The following is a 15293-nucleotide window of genomic DNA, read 5'->3' on the forward strand; positions in this document are numbered from 1 at the left end:
TAAAGTACAACGATGAACAAAAATCAATCCCTTCCCTGGGATCATCCGCGTTTTCGCAGCTGGATCGCGGTGGCGCGCGCCTGCCAGCTGATGCAGCAGTCGCTGACGCGCTCGCTGGCCGATCTCGATATCAAGCCGCCGCACCTCGATATTCTCGTCAATCTCTACCGTTTCGAAGGCATCTCGCAGCAGGAGCTGGCGCGCAAGCTGTTGGTTGGCCGCTCCAATATGAGCATGCTCTTGCCGCAGATGGAAAAACGGGAGCTGATCGAGCGGCGCGGCGACGCGCGCGACAAACGCGTGCTGCGCCTTTATCTCACTGCGGAGGGCCGCCGGCTGACCGAGGCGGCGATGGCGATCCAGACCGATCTTATCGAACGCACGCTCTCCGACGAGCCGATCGAACAATGCATGGCGACGGCCACCTCGATGGAGCGCATCATAGCCACGCTGCTCAAGGATCTCAGCGACGACGACTGATGATCAATGCAGCGTCGGCGCCGGCGATGCACCGCTCAGCGAGCGGTATTCCCAGGCGGCGACGACGATCAGCACCAGCGTCGCCAGAATGCCCAGCAGATAGATTTCGAGGAAGGGTGCCGCGAAGGCAAGCAGGATCAGCAGCACCAGACCGGCAAGATGCGACAGCGGCAGCTGCCCGCTCGTCGCGCCCTTGAACCAGAGATTACCGATGAGGAACAGGCCGGAGCCGCCGAGCACCGCCGCAGCGATGCCGAGATCGCCCGTCTCATGCGGATGCGAGAACATGAACTCGACGGCCACCGCATGGACGATGATGCCGGCCAGGATCGGGATATGCCCATAGGTGAAGGCAAGCCGCGCCAACGCCCCCGGCGTCGCCTCATGCTCGATGCGATGGGCGGCGCGCCCATGGCCGAAGCGAAAATAAAGCCACCACATGGCGACGGTGCCGATGAAACCGGTGACGAAGACGATGCCGGTCAGCCCCGAAACCGGCAGCTCCGAAAAGGTGCGGCCGGAAACCAGGATCGCCTCGCCGAGGCAGATGATGACGAACAGCGCGCAGCGCTCGGCCATGTGGGCGCCGGAAACGTCCCAGTCGCTCGGCTTCGAGCGGCCGAGCCCGGGCACGGCAAAGCCCGCGGCCGGCCCGATATATTCGATCGCCAGCGCGATCACCCAGGCGATCAGCCGGGCTTCATGCTCCAGCAACCCGCCGGCGATCCAGAAGACGGCGGCCACCACGAGCCAGGTGGTGATGCGGACGAAATTCAGCGTATTGGCGCGGTCGACGCGCGTCATTGCATAGGTGGTAAACAACGAGCGTCCGACCTGCATCGCCACATAGGCGCCGGCAAACAGCAGCCCTTTGTCGCCGAAGGCCTCGGGAATGGAGGCCGACAGCAGCAGCCCGAGCATCATCAGCGCCACCAGCATGCCGCGCACCGGCATCTTGTCGGGATCGAGCCAGTTGGTCACCCAGGCGGTGAAAATCCAAACCCACCAGACGGCAAAGGTCATCAGCGCCGCTTCGGCAGCACCGAGCGGCGTATAATGGGCGGCAAGCGCATGCGAAAGCTGCGAGATCGAAAAGACGAAGACCAGGTCGAAGAACAGTTCGAGGAAGGTCACCTTGCTGCCGGCCGCACTCCCCTTGGCGCGCAGCCAGTTCTTTCCGTTCGTTTTCGCCATATGGCCCCCCGATGGCTGGTTATGTGAAGTTCAGCGCGGCTTTTCCGCCGTGTCGCGGTTCATGCCCTTTTCCCTGAGTTCATCCTCATAGGCCGAAAACAGCTCGGCGCCCCTTTCGCCGAGTTCGCGCAGATAGGTCCAGGTGTAGATGCCGGTATCGTGCATGTCGTCGAAGCCGATCCTGACGGCATAATTGCCGGTCGGCGTCATCGAGATGATCGCGACGTTGCGCTTGCCCGGCACCGTCACCCGCTGCCCCGGCCCGTGGCCCTGCACCTCGGCCGACGGCGACAGCACGCGCAAGAGTTCGGCCGACAGGTCGAAGCTCTGGCCATCGTCGAAGGTTATCGCCAGCCTCTGCCGGTCTTTCGAAACGCGAAGTTCGCTCGGCCAGATATCGCTCATCTCTATCACCCTCTTTCCTCTGGAGCAGTAGGCGTTCGCCTTTTTCGAGGCAAGCGCAAATTAGCGTGTGCGAAATCCGTTTCCCTTGACGGCGCAATCACATATGCACACATAGGAAGATATCGCTTGAAAACAGGCAGGTCTGGCGCGCTTCAGGTTCGCTCGCGGAGGAATTGGTGAATACGAGAGTCGGAACGATAGGCAACGCGTCGCCGCTCACGGCGGATGCAAATCCGATGATCGACCCTTTCGGCCGGGCAGTCACCTATCTCCGCGTCTCCGTCACCGATCGCTGCGATTTCCGCTGCACCTATTGCATGGCGGAGAATATGACCTTCCTGCCGAAGAAGGATCTGTTGACGCTGGAAGAGCTCGACCGGCTCTGTTCCGCCTTTATCACCAAAGGCGTGAGGAAAATCCGGCTGACCGGCGGCGAGCCGCTGGTGCGCAAGAACATCATGTATCTTGTGCGCCAGCTCGGCGAAAAGATCGGTTCCGGCCTCGACGAGCTGACGCTGACCACCAACGGCTCGCAGCTCTCCCGCCATGCCGAGGAGCTTTATGAGTGCGGCGTGCGCCGCATCAACGTCTCGCTCGATACGCTCGACCCCGACAAATTCCGCAAGATCACCCGCTGGGGCGATTTCGCCAAGGTCATGGAAGGCATCGATGCCGCTCAAAAGGCCGGGCTGAAGATCAAGCTCAACGCCGTGGCGCTCAAGGATTTCAACGACTCCGAGATGCCCGAACTCCTGCGCTTCGCCCATGGCCGCGGCATGGACCTCACCGTCATCGAAACCATGCCGATGGGCGAGATCGACGAGGACCGCACCGACCAGTACCTGCCGCTCTCCGAGCTTCGCGCCGATCTGGAAAAGCAGTTCACGCTTACCGACATCGACTACCAGACCGGCGGCCCGGCCCGTTACGTCAGGGTCACGGAGACCGGGGGGCGCCTCGGCTTCATCACGCCGATGACCCATAATTTCTGCGAGAGCTGTAACCGCGTCCGTCTCACCTGCACCGGCACGCTCTTTATGTGCCTCGGCCAGAACGACGCCGCCGATCTGCGCGCAGCACTCCGCGCCACCGAAGACGACGCCCTCCTCCAAGCTGCCATCGACGAAGCCATCACCCGCAAACCGAAGGGCCATGATTTCATCATCGACCGCACCCACAATCGTCCGGCCGTGGCGCGGCATATGAGTGTCACCGGCGGGTGAGACGCGGTCCCGCGAAGCGGGAGCGATCGATCCAGTGAATCGATCGCAGCGTCGAACGCCCTGAGCCCAAGCGAAGGGTTTCCCGCGCCCAAAGACTTGGGCGCACTGGATTCCTGTGACGAGCACAGGAATGACGGAGAGTGGGTTAATACCTGCGCTAGATTTTCTGCCGTCGAGCGAAGTTACGAGCAAAGCACACCAATCAGCCCATTGAACGCACGGCACATCGATCAGCCCTCATCCTGAAGTGCCAACACCCAAGAGAGCCCCATCCTGAGATGTGTAGCCCATAGGGCGAAGCCTCGAAGGACGAGGCGGGCGCTCCCGCCCAGGCACAACCATCCTGAAAAGCCCAGAAACGACGGAGCGGCAGGATCCTTCCGACCTCATCAATCAATCAGTCGATCAATCGCTGCGCCGTAAACTTGTCCGTAACAAGCATGTCGATGACCCCCACGCGCAACGCACCGGCGATTGCGTCGGTCTTTTTCGATCCACCAGCAAGAGCGATAACCCGCTCCACCCGCTCGAGATCCTCAAGCGGAAGTCCTATGACCCGGTCGTCCAGGGGCGTCTTGACCGGCTTGCCGTTTTTATCGAAGAAGCGCAGCGAGATGTCGCCGACGGCGCCCGCTTCCGCAAGATCGGAGAGTTCCCGAGATGAAAAGATGTTGCCGGACCGTGCGAGAAGTTCGGACGGTTCGACGGCTCCGATTCCGACGATCGCGAGCGTTATGCTGCCGAACAGGTCCATCGTCTCGCGAACATACGGATCGGCCTGCATCAGAAGTTTTGCCTCTCGGGATGACGTCACGCCCTGCACCGGGAGCAGTTTCGGCTCGGCGCCGGTCAGGCGCGCAAGCCGCGTGGTCAGCTGCGTGGCATGCGTCTGCACGGAAGGGTCACCCATGCCTCCAAGCGTCTGGACGACATATTTCACCTGAGCGCTCTTCTGCGGATGAATGTTCTCGACCATCTTGAAAATGGTCTGGCTCCAGCTGGAAACGCCGATGATCTCCCCCGGCGCAAGCGTCACCTCGAGGAGATGCGCCGCTGCCTCGCCAATGCGGGCCATGATGGCGCCGTCCCGATCTTCCGTGCACTCGACGACGATCGCCTCCGGCAGATCGTATTTCTCGCGAAGCGCGCTCTCGAGTTCGCTGTAGGTGCCGACGGGAGGGATGACGCTGGTTCGCACGATATCTTCAGCCTCGGCACGCTTGAGCATGCGCGACACCGTCGCCTGCGACAGGCGAAGGTGCTGTGCGATCTCGGCCTGCCGCCGCCCCTCGATGTGGTACATCTGGGCGACCCTTGAAATGAGGCGGAGTTCGTTGAGCCGAGTCATTGCTAATCCCAGAGTGAATTTTTATTCACCTTTAGCCTGTGTTTCGCGGGACGTCGAGCGGGCGAGCGCATCATTCCAGGCATCGAGAAGCCCCGCTCGATCCATGGGTTGCGGCTCTATGGTTTGGGTGTTTCGCGGCAGCCTCGCGACCACCTGGAGATCGGTCCACAAGCCGAGTGCCAGTCCCGCCAGGTAAGCAGCACCCAAAGCCGATGCCTCGGGTGCTTCGCATTGGATCACGGGATGGTCGATGAGGTTGGAGACACATTGCATCAGGAAGCGGTTCTGGCTCGGTCCGCCATCCACATAGAGCGCACCGAGCGCACCGCCGCTCTGCGCCCGCATGGCCGCGATCACGTCATGCACCTGCAAGGCGATGGAATCGGTGACCGACCGCGCCATTTGCGCCCGCGTTGTATTGAAGGTGATCTGGGAGAACAGGGCACGGGCGTCGGAATTCCAGTAAGGCGCCCCCAGTCCCACGAATGCCGGCACGAACCCGGGTCCGCCCGGCGCAGCACTTTCCGCAAGTTCGACAAGCGCCGCCACATCGGCAAGGCCAAGAATATCAGCCATCCAGGGAAGACTGGCGGCGCAGACCAGAATATTGCCTTCGAAAGCGAAGGTCGGCTTTCCCCCGATACGCCACGCGACGGTGGTTGTGACACCGTTGCGTGGAGGAATATATTGCGCAAGCGTCGTCATAATGGAAGAGCCGGTTCCGAAGGTCACCTTGCCGTCGCCCGGCTTGAAAGCGCCGTGCCCGAACAGGGCAGCGTGGCTGTCGCCGATCGCGGCCATGATCGGCGTGCCATCCGCCACCCCCGGCAATCCCTGCGTTCTACCGAAATCGGCAGAACTGTCGAGCACCTCGGGAAGGAGCGCGATATCGACGCCGAAGATCTCGCCAAGCTCCTCGCTCCATCTCTGCTCCCGCAGATCGAACAATTGGCTCCTGGCGGCATTCGAAGCGTCGCAGACATGCCGGCGCCCGCCGGTCAGGCAGTGGACGAGCCAGCTGTCCACCGTTCCCAGTCGCACCGATCGCCCGGCCGGAACACGGTCGAGCAGCCACCGAAACTTGGAACCCGGAAACATCGGATCCAAGGGCAGGCCCGTGAGCGCCTGCACCCGGTCGAGGTGGCCCTCGGCAATGAGTCGTTCGCAATCGGGCGCCGTTCGGCGGCACTGCCAGCTGACCAACGGTCCAAGCGCATCTCCCATTTCGGCGTCCCAGGCAGTGACGGATTCACGCTGGTTGGAAATGGCCACGGCCTCGATCACCACATCCGGGCCGGCGGCCTTCAGGCAGGCGTCGACTGCTTCGCAGACCGAGGCGTAGAGCCTGCGCGGGTCCTGTTCGACCCAGCCCGGCTTCGGATAGGAGATGCCGACGCGAGCCGAACCTCTGCCGACGATTTCTCCCTTTTCGGAAACGAGAACGGCCTTTGAATTGGTCGTGCCCTGGTCGATTGCCAGAATTGTCCGCATTCTATCCTCTCCGGATCAGGTCACCGCCGGGACGACAAAAGCGTCCCCGCCGGTCACGTGATCCCAATTATTTGCGCCTGATTAGCGACTGCGCGGCGTCGGCGATGGCAGCCGGCGCCATCCCGAACTCGTCGAGCAGGAACTCTGCCGAACCGGTCGGGGCGTAAATGCCAGGAACGCCGAGACGCTTCATCGGCACTGGAGCATTGTCGACCACCACTTCGGCGACCGCGGAACCGAGCCCGCCGAAGATAGAATGCTCCTCGGCCGTGACGATCGCTCCGGTTTCCCTAGCCGCGGCGATGATAGCCTCCTCGTCGATTGGACGAACCGTCGCAAGGTTCAGAACCCTGGCATTGATGCCGCGATCCGCGAGGATTTCGGCCGCCTTCACAATGCGATGAGTCAAAGTGCCGTTGGCGATAAGCGTGACGTCGGAACCTTGGCGAAGGAGATTTGCCTTGCCGAGTTCGAACCTGTGACCCTCCGGAAGCAGATCGGGCACGCCAACGCGCGACAGACGCAGGAAACAGGGCCCGTTATAGGTCGCGGCCCACGCAACGGCAGCGGCGGTTTCGATGCGGTCACAGGGCGCAATGACCGGAAGGTTGGGCAGGACCCGCGTCCAGGCGAAGTCTTCGATCGAGTGATGTGTCGGACCGAGTTCGCCATATGCCATTCCGGAAGAAATGCCCACCAGCTTGACGTTGGCATTCGAGTAGGAAATATCGGCCTTGATCTGCTCCAGCGACCGCCCTGTGAGAAACGGAGCAGCGGCACATACGAATGGAAGACGTCCGCCGTTGGCCAGGCCTGCTGCAACGCCAACCATGTTCTGCTCGGCAATACCAACATTGACGAGGCGCTCTCCAAACTTCGCCTTGAAGCCGCCGAGCTTCGAAGAGCCGACGGAGTCGTTGCAGACGGCAACGATCGTGTCGTTTTCGGCTGCCAGCCGCTCAAGCGTAGAGGCAAATGCGTCGCGGCAATCATAGAGCTTGGGTGGGTTTACTGACGCGTTCATTACAGTGCCTCCGACAGTTCTGCCAATGCGATTTCGTACTGTTCCTTGCTCGGCACCTTGTGGTGCCAGTCGACCCGGTCCTGCATGAACGAAATTCCATGGCCCTTGTTGGTATGGGCGACGATGCAATGCGGTCTTGCTCCCCGGTGTTCGAGAGCCGGAACGACTTCGCTCATGGCGTTTCCGTTGATCTCGGTGACCTCCCAATCGAAGGCCTCGAGCTTCGGGCGAAGCGGAGCGAGATCATTGGTTTCGGCGAGCGCCGCACCCTGCTGGAACCTGTTGTGATCGATGACCAGGGTCAAGTTGTCGAGTTTGAACTGGGCGGCCGCCATGATAGCTTCCCAGTTGGAACCCTCCTGCATCTCACCGTCGCCGGTGGCGACATAGGTATGAAATTTTGCGCCTGAGAGTTTGGCGGCTTTCGCCATTCCGACGGCCACCGGAAGACCGTGGCCCAGCGGCCCGGTATTGGTTTCGACGCCGGGAACCTTGTTGCAATTCGGATGCCCGTTCAGCCTCGAATGCGGCTGCAGAAAGGTGGAGACCTCCTCCTCCGGAATGAAGCCGCGTTTTGCGAGCGTCACATAGAGAGCGCATGCCGTATGTCCCTTTGAAAGGACGAACCTGTCGCGGTCGGGGTGTTTCGGCTGATCGGGCCAGACATTCAGGACACGAAAATAGAGCGCCGTCAAAATGTCGATCACCGACATCTCCCCGCCAATATGGCCGGCGCCCGCTTCAAAGACCGCCTGGAGATCGCGCAATCGGATCTCGCGGGCGATGCGCTCAAGTTCTATCGTATCCATGGGTTCCTCATGTGTGCATAAATATTCACTTATCAATATTTTTGCACAAGAAGCTGATTAGTCAAGCCCCTTATACAATGCAATGACAGCGGACGCCCGAGGAAATCTTGTTGACAGCCGGAAAGCAACTTGTTAATGAATTTTCCAACAAGTGTGAATAATTATTCTTGCTTGCACGAATATCGGATACAAGCCTAGGCATATAGGGAGGAGCAATGGTGGCGCTCGATATCAATGAACACAGGCTTTCGTCCGGAGCCTGGCTGAGCAAGCTCAAGGGAGCAACCGGTCCGCTCGTCGGACTGCTCGCGCTGTGCGTCTTTCTGAGCCTGAGCACCGACACGTTTCTTTCGGTTCGAAACGGCCTCAACATCCTCGACCAGATCACCGTTCTCGGCATCATGGCGGTCGGAATGACCTTCGTCATCCTGATCGGCGGCATTGATCTCTCCGTCGGCTCGGCGCTTGCGCTGGCGATGATGGTCATGGGCTGGACCGCCAATGTCGCCGGTCTGCCGCTGCCCATCGGGATCGCCTCTGCGCTGATCGCATCGGCAGTCTCCGGCCTGATCGTCGGACTTCTGGTGACGCAATTCAGGGTACCGGCCTTCATTGCCACGCTTGCGATGATGTCCGCGGCTCGCGGCGTTGCAAACATGATCACCGATGGCCAGCAGATCGTCGGATTCCCCGATTGGTTCATGATGCTGGCAATCGACCGCCATTTCGGCGTCATGACGGCCACGGTATTTTTGATGCTTGCGGTTGTTCTTGCGGCATGGCTGTTCCTGCACTTCCGCTCCGAAGGGCGCATGCTTTATGCGGTGGGCGGAAATCCGGAAGTCGCACGCCTGGCCGGGATCAACGTCCCGCTCGTGACGATATCAGTCTATGTCGTCAGTGCCGTCCTTGCGGGGCTTGCTGGCATCGTGCTCGCCGCTCGGCTGGATTCCGTCCAGCCATCCAGCGGTCTCGGCTATGAGCTGGACACCATCGCCGCTGTTGTCATCGGCGGCACGTCGCTCTCCGGCGGCGCCGGCGGCATCGGGGGAACGCTGATCGGCGTTCTTATCATCGGTGTGCTTCGCAACGGGCTCAATCTTCTCAACGTCTCGCCGTTCCTTCAGCAGGTGATCATCGGCATCGTCATCGTGCTCGCGGTCGGCGCGGAAACCATTCGCAGGCGTCGCGCCTGACGAGCGTGGTCCGCCGCATTGGCGGACCTGGAATTCCGCCCCGAACGTTTGGGGCGGATCAATAACCCAAGGGGGAGGACATACCCGAGGGTCCCATCAAACAACGGAGGAAATACAATGAAAATAGCGCGCACCATGCTCGCGTCTGCCGCCCTGCTCGGCCTCATGCTCGGTCCCGTACACGCTGCGGAACTGAAGAAGCTCGGCCTGGCCGTTGCCAATCTTCAGGCAAACTTCTTCAACCAGATCAAGCAATCGGTCGAGGCCGAAGCCAAGAAGCGCGGCATCGAAGTCATCACGGTCGACGCAAAAGGCGACGGACCGACGCAGGTCAACCAGATCCAGGATCTTCTGACCCAGAAAATCGACGCGCTGATCTACATTCCGGCCGGTGCGGCCGCTGCGACCGTTCCGGTCAAGCTGGCCAAGAGCGCCGGCATCCCGGTCGTCAACGTCGACCGCAACGCCGAGGGTGCACCGGGCGACACCTTCCTCGCAACGGATTCCGTCGCCTCTGCCAAGGCAGTGTGCGACTACATTCTGAAGGAAGCCGGCGGCAAGGGGAAGATGGTCATCATCCACGGCCAGAAGGGCACGACGCCGGAAGTCGATCGCTCGAAGGGCTGCGCTGAATCCCTCAAGGCCTATCCTGACGTGAAAGTTGTCGCTGAGCAGTTCTCCAACATCTGGAGCCAGGACGAAGGCTTCCAGATCATGCAGAACATGCTGCAGGCAAACCCCGACGTTTCGATCGTGTTCGCCCAGGCCGACGGTCTTGCACTTGGCGCCGCGCAGGCGATCAAGGTCGCCAATCCGTCGCAGAAGATCGTCGTTGGCGGCTTCGATGGCGACACTGCAGCTCTCGAAGCCCTCAGCAAGGGCGTCTTCAACGTCACTGCGACACAGCAGACGCAGAAGATGGGCCGTGACGCGGTTGAAAATGCCGCCAAGCTTGTCGCCGGAGAAAAAGTGCCCCCGGTCCAGCTCCTCGATGCCACGCTGACAACCAAGGAAAACGTGGCAGGCTTCATCGCCAACCACCCGTAATGAAGTCGAGGTCTTGAGGAGGTGTGCCAATGACAGATCCGGTTCTTTCCCTGAGGGGCATATCCAAGTGGTACGGGCCGCTCCAGGTGCTGAAGGATGTCAGCTTGGACGTTTATCCTGGCGAAGTGGTTGCACTTCTCGGCGAAAACGGAGCGGGCAAGTCGACCCTGTCCGGCATCATCGCCGGGTCACGCACACCGTCCGAAGGATCAATGACATGGCTGGGGCAGCCTTATGCCCCGGCCACCCCCAGGGAAGCGATCGACAAGGGCGTTGTGCTGATCCATCAGGAACTGCAGCTTCTGCCGCAGCTGTCGATCGCCGAAAACGTCTTCATCGGACGCTGGCCAATGAAGAACGGCGTCGTCGACCGTGCCCAAATGGTTCGCCGGGCCCAGGATCAGCTCGCTCGCTTGAACCTTCACATCCCGGCAACGCGAACGGTCGCCGGCCTTTCCACAGCAAATCAGCAGCTCATCGAGATCGCCAAGGCGCTGGCTCTCGACGCAAAGCTCTTGATCCTCGATGAGCCGACAGCCGCGCTTGGCGGCGCGGAGACGGAAGCCCTCTTCGAACAGGTTCGCAAGCTTCGCTCGGAAGGCGTAGGCATCGTCTACATTTCCCACCGCATGGAAGAGATCAAGCAGATAACCAACCGGATCGTCGTTCTTCGCGACGGGGAGCGGGTGCAGGAATTCTCGGACAGCGCGACCCCGGTGCGAACGATTATCGAGAGCATGGTCGGACGCCCGCTTGACCGCTTGTTCCCCACCCTGCCCGTTCCGACAGACCGTCCAGTCCTGCAGGTGTCCGGGCTGAGCTCGCCCGACAACTCGTTCCGAGACGTTACCTTCGAGGTGCGGGCCGGTGAAATTCTCGGGATAGCCGGCTTGGTCGGCGCCGGCCGCACCGAACTGGTGCGTGCGATTTCGGGCGCAGATCCGATCAGTGCCGGTTCGATCAAGCTGGAAGGCGAGGAACTCAGGCTGCGCGATCCGGCGGACGCGATCGCCAAGGGCATCGTGATGGTTCCGGAAGACCGCAAGGAACAGGGCCTGGTGGTCGGGCACCGGATCAGCGAGAACATTATCTACGCCAATCTCGACAAACTGGGCGGCGGTTGGATTACGCCGAGCGTCAAGCGCTCGTTTGCGCAAAAGGCAGTTGCCAAGTTCGGCGTCAAGGGCCGTGCGGAGCAGTACGCCTCCGACCTTTCGGGCGGCAACCAGCAGAAGGTCGTGATCGCGAAGTGGCTCATGCGTGATCCCAAAGTCGTCGTGCTCGACGAACCGACGAGAGGCATCGATGTCGGCGCTCGCGCAGGCATCTACGACATCATCGTCAATCTTGCCAAACAGGGCGTGGCGGTCATCGTCGTAAGCTCGGACCTCGAGGAAGTTCTCGGAGTCTCCAACCGCATTCTCGTGCTTGCCCAAGGCAAGCAGGCGGGGATCCTCGATCGTGGCCAGGCAAATGACGTCTCGGTCATGGAGCTAGCTACCATCTAAACAGATAGAGAAAGGAAGAGCGGTGTCCGACATCACTCTGAACGCCCCGAAGCTTTTCGATCTCAGCGGCCAGGTTGCCATCGTCACCGGGGCCGGAAGCGGCATCGGGCAGCGCATTGCCATCGGGCTTGCGCAATGCGGCGCCGACGTGGCCCTGCTCGACCGTCGGAGCGACGACGGATTGGCCAGGACGGCTGAACATATCAGCGTCGCCGGCCGCCGCTCGATCCAGATCGCGGCTGATGTTACGAACAAATCTTCCCTTGGAGATGCAGTCGCACGTACCGAAGCCGATCTCGGCACCTTGACGCTTGCCGTCAACGCGGCAGGCATCGCCAACGCGAACCCGGCGGAGGAGATGGAGGAGGATCAATATCAGACGTTGATGGATATCAACCTGAAAGGCATCTTCCTTTCCTGCCAGGCCGAGGCTCGCGCCATGCTGAAGAATGGACGCGGCTCCATCGTCAACATTGCTTCCATGTCGGGTGTGATCGTCAACCGGGGGCTGAACCAGGCGCATTACAACGCCTCTAAGGCGGGCGTGATCCATATGTCGAAGTCTATGGCGATGGAATGGGTCGACCGCGGCATTCGCGTCAACACCATTTCCCCCGGATACACGGCGACGCCCATGAACACCCGTCCGGAGATGGTTCATCAGACCAAGCTCTTCGAAGAGCAGACGCCGATGCAGCGCATGGCAGCGGTCGACGAGATGGTCGGTCCGGCGGTGTTCCTTCTGTCGACTGCGGCAAGTTTCGTCACCGGCGTCGATCTTCTCGTCGACGGCGGTTTCTGCTGCTGGTGATGGATAAGAAGACGCATTGCCGGCGACAGAAAGTGAACCGGTCTCGCTTCCTCCCTGGCTGAGACCGAGGCGCTGAAGGGAGCAACGGGCCAGACGGCGCGCGATATCGCCGCCTGCCCGCCCTTCGCGCTGATCGAACGGCTGTCGCAGCCGCTTGAGCTTCAACAATGACCGTAAGGCAGGCATCCAGATTTGCTGTTTATCGACGATACCGCGAAGGAAAGAGCATGAAACGCTTTGAGCAAAAGACTGTCGTCATTACCGGAGGCAGCCGCGGCATCGGCGCGGCCATCGCCAGGCGTTTTGCCCGCGAAGGCGCCAACCTTGTCGTTTCGGCCAACGAGGATCTGGTCCACGGCGTTGCCGAGCAGATCCGGGCCGAAGGCGGCAAGGCAATCTCCTTCATCGGCGACGTTACCGACAAAACAAGCGTCATCGCCCTCTACGATGCGGCCGAGACGGAATTCGGCTCTGTCGACGTCTCGATCCAAAATGCCGGCGTCATCACCATCGCCCGCGTCGAGGACTTGACCGAGAACGAGTGGGACAAGGTCATGGCCGTCAACACCAAGGGCGTCTTCCTCTGCGCTCAAGAGGCGATATCGCGCATGCGCAAGCACAAGCGCGGCGGCCGCATCATCAACACCGCCTCCGGCCAGGCCCGCGACGGCTTCATTTTTACGCCGCATTATGCCGCCTCGAAAATGGGTGTCGTCGGCATCACCCAGAGCCTGGCCAAGGAAGTCGCGACCGAAAACATCACCGTCAACGCTTTCTGCCCCGGCATCATCGAAACCGACATGTGGGCCTATAACGACCAAGCCTGGGGCAAGCTGCTTGGCAACTACGCCCCCGGCGAACTGATGAAGGAATGGGTCGAAGGCATCCCGATGAAACGCGCCGGCTCCGGCGAAGACGTCGCCGGACTGGTCACCTTCCTCGCCAGCGACGACGCCGCCTACATCACCGGCCAGACGATCAATGTCGATGGCGGGTTGATCATGTCGTAGGTGGAGCGGAGGACACCGGCTCCTCGAAGCGGGCGATTTCCGCTCCCGCCTGAAGATATCCGCCAACTTCTACCTTGATCCGAATCTTGCCTGCCCGCGATGCCGTGACCTGGGTTTCCATCTTCATCGCCTCCATGACGGCGATGAGATCACCGGCAACAACCTCCGCGCCATCTTCGACCTTGAACGCCTGCAGCGTGCCGGAAATCGGTGCGGTTATGGTCGCCGCGTCGTCGGTCCTTGCCGCTGTCGCACCTCCACGACCCGCGCCTGCAAGTCCGCCGAGACCGGCAAGGAGCGCCGCGGGAATGCCGAGTTCATGTCGCTTACCATCGATCTCGACGTGGGTGCGGATCAGGTGGCCATCGGCAACCGGCTCGGGCCGGGCGACGGCCGAAAGCCGATCGGCGAAGCCGGTCTCGATCCAGCGCGTGTGCACCTTGAATCCTGTCTCGCCGATGAATTCTTCTGTCTCGATCGCGGCGCGGTGGAAGGGAAGGACCGTTGCGACGCCCTCGATCCTGAACTCCTTGAGGGCACGGCGGGCGCGGCTCAACGCCTCCTCACGGGTACTGCCCGTGACGATCAGCTTCGCCATCAGCGAATCGAAGGTGCCGGGAACGGTCGAGCCCACGCCGACACCGGTGTCGAGACGGATGCCGGGACCGGAGGGCGCGTCGAAAGCCGTGATCGCGCCGGGTGTCGGCAAGAAGCCACGGCCGGGATCTTCGGCGTTGATACGGAACTCGATCGAGTGGCCACGCGGGGCAGGCGTTTCGGTGACGCGCAACGGCAGGCCATCGGCGATGCGGAACTGCTCGATCACGAGATCGATGCCGGTCGTCTCCTCGGTTACCGGATGCTCGACCTGAAGGCGCGTGTTCACTTCGAGGAAGGAGATCGTACCGTCGACACCGAGCAGGAACTCGACCGTTCCCGCCCCCGAGTAGCCGGCCGCCGCACAGATCTTCTTCGCGGCGTCGTGGATCGACTGGCGCTGAGCGTCGGAAAGAAACGGTGCCGGCGCCTCCTCGACGAGCTTCTGGTTGCGCCGCTGTAGCGAGCAGTCACGGGTGCCGAGAACCAGCACATTGCCATGTTTGTCAGCCAGCACCTGCGCCTCGATGTGGCGCGGACGATCGAGGAAGCGTTCGAGGAAACACTCGCCGCGGCCGAAGGCGGCCTTGGCCTCACGCACGGCGGATTCGTAGAGTTCCGCCACCTCCTCCATCTTCCAGGCGACCTTCAGGCCGCGTCCGCCGCCCCCATGCGCCGCCTTGATGGCAACGGGCAGACCGTGTTTTTCAGCAAAGGCGGTGACTTCCGCAGCGGTCTCGACCGGACCGTCACTGCCAGCGACGAGAGGCGCACCGACACTCAGCGCAATGCGCCGGGCCTCGACCTTGTCGCCAAGGGCTTCGATGACATGCGGATCCGGTCCGATCCAGATGAGGCCTGCATCGATGACGGCTCGGGCGAACTCCGCACGCTCGGACAGGAACCCGTAGCCGGGATGAACGGCGTCGGCGCCCGAACGTTTGGCAATGTCGATCAGCTTGTCGATATCGAGATAGGTTTCCGCCGGACGGCTGCCGGAGAGCCCGTAGGCTTCGTCCGCCAGCTTGACGAAGAGCGCATCCATGTCCGGATCGGCATAGACGGCGACCGATTGCAGGCCGTGGTCGCGACAAGCCCGGATGATGCGCACCGCAATCTCGCCTCGGTTGGCGATCAGGACTTTCTGCAT

General features: G+C 61.5%; 14 protein-coding genes. 7 read left to right on the top strand and 7 right to left on the bottom strand.

All coding sequences use genetic code 11. The features are described 5' to 3' along the window. Positions 1-12: 12 nt before the first annotated feature. The gene (locus K6N12_RS22435; RefSeq protein WP_097628537.1) at positions 13-480 is read left to right on the top strand and encodes a MarR family winged helix-turn-helix transcriptional regulator; all 468 of its coding nucleotides are present in this window, start codon (positions 13-15) and stop codon (positions 478-480) included. 3 nt (positions 481-483) lie between these two features. On the opposite strand, the gene K6N12_RS22440 is transcribed toward K6N12_RS22435, so the two are convergent. Together K6N12_RS22440 and K6N12_RS22445 are read right to left on the bottom strand one after the other, a co-directional pair. Beyond that, on the bottom strand, positions 484-1674 hold the full coding sequence (locus K6N12_RS22440; RefSeq protein WP_131711021.1) for a low temperature requirement protein A: 1191 nt from the start codon (positions 1672-1674) through the stop codon (positions 484-486). A gap of 30 nt (positions 1675-1704) precedes the next feature. Then, positions 1705-2079: a gamma-butyrobetaine hydroxylase family protein gene (locus tag K6N12_RS22445; protein ID WP_054182994.1), complete on the bottom strand. Its 375-nt coding sequence runs from the start codon at positions 2077-2079 to the stop codon at positions 1705-1707. A gap of 176 nt (positions 2080-2255) precedes the next feature. On the opposite strand from K6N12_RS22445, the gene moaA reads away from it, so the two are divergent. Beyond that, positions 2256-3302 carry a GTP 3',8-cyclase MoaA gene (gene moaA, locus K6N12_RS22450; RefSeq protein WP_131711022.1) on the top strand — a complete coding sequence of 349 codons (1047 nt, stop codon included), beginning with the start codon at positions 2256-2258 and terminating at the stop codon, positions 3300-3302. Positions 3303-3699: 397 nt separating this feature from the next. Here moaA and K6N12_RS22455 read toward each other — a convergent pair whose 3' ends face one another. From K6N12_RS22455 to K6N12_RS22470, 4 genes are all read right to left on the bottom strand, one after another. Then, positions 3700-4650, bottom strand: a complete 951-nt coding sequence (locus K6N12_RS22455; RefSeq protein WP_054182988.1) for a sugar-binding transcriptional regulator — start codon at positions 4648-4650, stop codon at positions 3700-3702. Between the two features lie 21 nt (positions 4651-4671). Further along, complete coding sequence (locus K6N12_RS22460) at positions 4672-6141, bottom strand: FGGY family carbohydrate kinase (RefSeq protein ID WP_131711023.1); 1470 nt, start codon at positions 6139-6141, stop codon at positions 4672-4674. 67 nt (positions 6142-6208) lie between these two features. Further along, positions 6209-7165, bottom strand: coding sequence for a transketolase family protein (locus K6N12_RS22465; RefSeq protein WP_097628533.1), 957 nt, complete (start codon positions 7163-7165; stop codon positions 6209-6211). Further along, entirely contained in the window at positions 7165-7974 is an 810-nt protein-coding gene (locus tag K6N12_RS22470) for a transketolase (protein WP_097628532.1), read from the bottom strand. Before K6N12_RS22470 ends, K6N12_RS22465 begins: the two co-directional genes overlap by 1 nt. A 215-nt stretch (positions 7975-8189) precedes the next feature. On the opposite strand from K6N12_RS22470, the gene K6N12_RS22475 reads away from it, so the two are divergent. The 5 genes from K6N12_RS22475 to K6N12_RS22495 all read left to right on the top strand — a co-directional run bounded on the left by K6N12_RS22475 (position 8190) and on the right by K6N12_RS22495 (position 13546). Beyond that, positions 8190-9170, top strand: coding sequence for an ABC transporter permease (locus tag K6N12_RS22475; protein ID WP_131711024.1), 981 nt, complete (start codon positions 8190-8192; stop codon positions 9168-9170). A gap of 117 nt (positions 9171-9287) precedes the next feature. Continuing rightward, positions 9288-10217 (top strand): sugar ABC transporter substrate-binding protein, encoded by a 930-nt coding sequence (locus K6N12_RS22480; RefSeq protein ID WP_003540275.1) that lies wholly within the window; start codon positions 9288-9290, stop codon positions 10215-10217. Positions 10218-10246: 29 nt separating this feature from the next. Next, positions 10247-11725 (top strand): sugar ABC transporter ATP-binding protein, encoded by a 1479-nt coding sequence (locus tag K6N12_RS22485; protein WP_131711025.1) that lies wholly within the window; start codon positions 10247-10249, stop codon positions 11723-11725. 22 nt (positions 11726-11747) lie between these two features. Next, the gene (locus tag K6N12_RS22490) at positions 11748-12536 is read left to right on the top strand and encodes an SDR family oxidoreductase (protein WP_222134660.1); all 789 of its coding nucleotides are present in this window, start codon (positions 11748-11750) and stop codon (positions 12534-12536) included. A 227-nt stretch (positions 12537-12763) separates the two neighbouring features. Beyond that, the gene (locus K6N12_RS22495; RefSeq protein WP_131711027.1) at positions 12764-13546 is read left to right on the top strand and encodes a glucose 1-dehydrogenase; all 783 of its coding nucleotides are present in this window, start codon (positions 12764-12766) and stop codon (positions 13544-13546) included. On the opposite strand, the gene K6N12_RS22500 is transcribed toward K6N12_RS22495, so the two are convergent. Then, complete coding sequence (locus tag K6N12_RS22500) at positions 13536-15293, bottom strand: acetyl/propionyl/methylcrotonyl-CoA carboxylase subunit alpha (RefSeq protein WP_131711028.1); 1758 nt, start codon at positions 15291-15293, stop codon at positions 13536-13538. The two genes, K6N12_RS22495 and K6N12_RS22500, sit on opposite strands and share 11 nt — an antisense overlap.

The sequence above is a fragment of the Rhizobium redzepovicii genome (assembly GCF_019793435.1).
In the GTDB taxonomy this organism is placed as follows: Bacteria; Pseudomonadota; Alphaproteobacteria; order Rhizobiales; family Rhizobiaceae; genus Rhizobium; species Rhizobium redzepovicii.

Bases quoted from the DNA above. Each gene is read 5' to 3' on its own strand.
- K6N12_RS22475 (WP_131711024.1), top strand. From the start codon at position 8,190: ATGGTGGCGCTCGATATCAATGAACACAGGCTTTCGTCCGGAGCCTGG.
- K6N12_RS22455 (WP_054182988.1), bottom strand. From the start codon at position 4,650: ATGACTCGGCTCAACGAACTCCGCCTCATTTCAAGGGTCGCCCAGATG.
- K6N12_RS22465 (WP_097628533.1), bottom strand. From the start codon at position 7,165: ATGAACGCGTCAGTAAACCCACCCAAGCTCTATGATTGCCGCGACGCA.
- K6N12_RS22500 (WP_131711028.1), bottom strand. From the start codon at position 15,293: ATGCAGAAAGTCCTGATCGCCAACCGAGGCGAGATTGCGGTGCGCATC.
- K6N12_RS22495 (WP_131711027.1), top strand. From the start codon at position 12,764: ATGAAACGCTTTGAGCAAAAGACTGTCGTCATTACCGGAGGCAGCCGC.
- K6N12_RS22485 (WP_131711025.1), top strand. From the start codon at position 10,247: ATGACAGATCCGGTTCTTTCCCTGAGGGGCATATCCAAGTGGTACGGG.
- K6N12_RS22435 (WP_097628537.1), top strand. From the start codon at position 13: ATGAACAAAAATCAATCCCTTCCCTGGGATCATCCGCGTTTTCGCAGC.
- K6N12_RS22460 (WP_131711023.1), bottom strand. From the start codon at position 6,141: ATGCGGACAATTCTGGCAATCGACCAGGGCACGACCAATTCAAAGGCC.
- K6N12_RS22470 (WP_097628532.1), bottom strand. From the start codon at position 7,974: ATGGATACGATAGAACTTGAGCGCATCGCCCGCGAGATCCGATTGCGC.
- K6N12_RS22445 (WP_054182994.1), bottom strand. From the start codon at position 2,079: ATGAGCGATATCTGGCCGAGCGAACTTCGCGTTTCGAAAGACCGGCAG.
- K6N12_RS22440 (WP_131711021.1), bottom strand. From the start codon at position 1,674: ATGGCGAAAACGAACGGAAAGAACTGGCTGCGCGCCAAGGGGAGTGCG.
- K6N12_RS22480 (WP_003540275.1), top strand. From the start codon at position 9,288: ATGAAAATAGCGCGCACCATGCTCGCGTCTGCCGCCCTGCTCGGCCTC.